The 2,729-nt window shown below is 75.4% G+C and carries 1 protein-coding gene and 1 pseudogene; both read left to right on the top strand.

Annotated elements, in window-relative coordinates:
* Positions 1-328 (top strand): annotated as a pseudogene (locus tag ACFWZ5_RS35800) (hypothetical protein); the annotation flags it as partial.
* Positions 321-2,729, top strand: a 2,409-nt coding sequence (locus ACFWZ5_RS35795; protein WP_384891829.1) for a hypothetical protein, incomplete at its 3' end; no start/stop codon positions are given. The pseudogene ACFWZ5_RS35800 and the gene ACFWZ5_RS35795, both read left to right, overlap by 8 nt.

Below are 2,729 nucleotides of genomic sequence, written 5' to 3'. Positions count from 1 at the left end.
CCCCACGGGGGTGGGCGTGCCGGAGGCTCCCGGCGGAGGCAGGGGCGGCTCGTCCGGGGCGGCCCCGGCAGCGGCCCCGGCAGCGGGGCCGGGAGCGGAGTCCGGCGGGCGGTGGCCGACGAAGTACTGGATCAACGTCAACGGACAGAACCAGATCGTGGACGGCGCGGAGGTGCACGGCGACATCATCGGCGTCCGCATCACGCCCGGGGACGAGCACGACGGCCGGGACAGCAGTGACGGCCGAGACGTCGAGACGGCGGATACGGCGGATACGGCAGAGATGGCAGAGGCGCCAGCGCGGAAGGAGCCGGGCCGCAGTGAGTGACGACGGAGGGGGCAAGGGTGCACCGGGCGGTGGTGGCGGAGGAGGCGGAGCCAAGGGCGCATCGGGCGGCGGCGGAGGCGGGGGAAAAGGCGCACCAAGGGGCGGGGGCGAAGGCGGGGGCAAGGGCCCCCAGGGCGGCGGCGGCCCGGGAGCGGCGTCCGACGACGGACACCGGCACGACGCGGCGCGCCGGGGCCCGCTCGGTGACCGGTCGGAGGTCGGCGGGCACGAGGCCGCACAGCAGGCCCGCGCCAACTTCGTCGACGTACACGGCCGCAACGCGATCCTCGACGGGACCCAGGGCGATGTGCACCTGGGCGACCACCACCACTACCACGGAGCCCGGGCGGGCGTGCCCCGCCTGGTGTCCGGCACCGTGCCGCGCGAGGAGCTGCGGCGGCTGCGCCGTGTCTTCGAGGAGCCGCCCGGCTACGCGGAGCTGCGGGAACTCCTGGAGCGGCAACGGCTGATCGCGCTGTGCGGCGACCCGGGCAGCGGGCGCGGCTACACGGCCCTCTCCCTGCTCGACGAGGTCACCCGCGGACAGGTCGAGCGGATGGACCCGCGCACCGAACTGGACCGGATCAGCGAGTCGGACCTGGCGGAGGGCCACGGCTACCTGGTGCGGATCACCGGCGAAGAGGTGCTCACCGGGCGGCGGCGCCCCAGGGGCGACGAGCGCGACAGGGAGGAGGACAGGGCGCGCGCCCTGGCCGCCGAACGCCCCGCCGAACTGCACCTGGACCGGCTCAGCAGCCTCCTCGACCGGCGCGGCGCGTACGCGATCCTCGTCGTCGGCGCGGGCGGATTCGCCGACGAACTCCTCGCCGGCCGGTACGGGGAGCTGTTCCGGACGCCGTCGGCCGACGGCATGCTGCACAAGCACCTCGTGGCACTCCTGGGCCACGCCGAGCGCGACCGCCTGCAGCAGGCGTTGACGCTGTCGCGGCGGGCGGACGTCGTGCAGGCCATGGGGCTCGACCCGCTGCGCCCCCGCGAAGTGGAGTCCCTCGCCGGGCTCCTGGTCGGCTGCCTCAAGGAGGAGACCTCCGAGGACGAACTCCTCGCCGAACTCGCCACCTTCGCCCATCGGCAGGCGCGCGCCTGGTTCGCCACCACCGGGCGGGCCGCGTCGCGCCACGGGGAGGCGGTGTCGGCGGCACTGCGCCAGGCGGCCTTCCGCACCGCGGTGGCCGTCTACAACGGCTCGCCCTACAGCGTGGCCGCCGAGGCCGCGGAGCAACTCGCCTGGGAGTTCGCGCAGTCCACCGACCCCGGCAGGGAGCCGGGCCGGGTCCTGTTCAGCGACCACCGGCAGGCCCGCCTCGCGGCGGCGCGGGCCGAGCTCTTCACCGGCGACGTCGTCTTCGACGACCAGCGCTCCGGCGGCCGACGCCTGCAGACCCGCAAGGTGCGCCTGCAGGGCGGCGCACTCGCCCGGGCCGTCCTCAACCACGTCTGGGAGGACCATCACAACGCCCGCGGGCCGCTGTCCCGGTGGCTGCGGGCCCAGTGCGACATCGGCGTACCGGTGGTGTGGGTCCCGGCCGCCATCACGGCCGGTGCGCTGTGCACGCTCGACTACGCCTACGCCCTGGACGCGATCGTGTTCCCGATGGCGTCGAGCGACGACCTCCAGCAGCAGCTGGCGGCCGCCACCGCGCTCGCCCAGGCCGCGGCGCTCAGCGACCCGGTACGCCTGATCGTGCGGGACGCGGTACGGGTGTGGGCGCGCGGCGACGACGCGGCGCGGATCGGCACGGCGGCCCTGGTGCACGGCTACGGCACCGTCGAGAGGTCGGTCTCCGCCAGCCTCGACGAGCTGGGCAGGCTGGCCGGCGGGGAGGACCAGGACGTGCTGACGCCCGCGTCCTTCAGCGTGGCCCGGCTGCTCGCGGGAACCGAACCCGGGACCGTGCTGCGGCGGCTCGGCGCCTGGCTGGGCGACCGGCGCGTCAGCCGCCGCGACCTGGCGCTGTTCACCGTGGACCGGCTCGTCTGGCAGCGCGTGTCGCCCCTGTGGGGCCTGAAGGAGGTCCCCGCGTTGCAGGGGCACAGGGACTGGCCGCTCGTCGCCGCCCTCCTCGCGGGGTCCCCGCAGTACACCCGGATGCTGGCCGACCTGGTGTGGTGCGGGCTCGACACCGCCCGCTGGCGCGACGAGGTGCAGGACTCGCTCAGCGAGTGGATGCGCCGCGGCGCGAGCGACCGGGAGCTCCTCGACACCCTGTGCGACTTCCTTCCGCACCTGGTCAGCGGCGACGACGACGCGAAACGGCTGCGCAACCTCGTACGCCGCATGGAGCGCGACCCCGACGAACCCCTGGCGCACGCGACCGCGGGCAGGCTGCGCCACGCGATCGCCGGACATTCGACCGTGGTCGTGGGGCCGGACGCGTCC

Origin of the sequence: Streptomyces sp. NPDC059003 (genome assembly GCF_042740445.1) — a bacterium.
GTDB lineage: Bacteria > Actinomycetota > Actinomycetes > Streptomycetales > Streptomycetaceae > Streptomyces.
The sequence above is the reverse complement of the archived record's forward strand: the minus strand, read 5'-3'. Positions and strand labels throughout refer to the sequence as shown.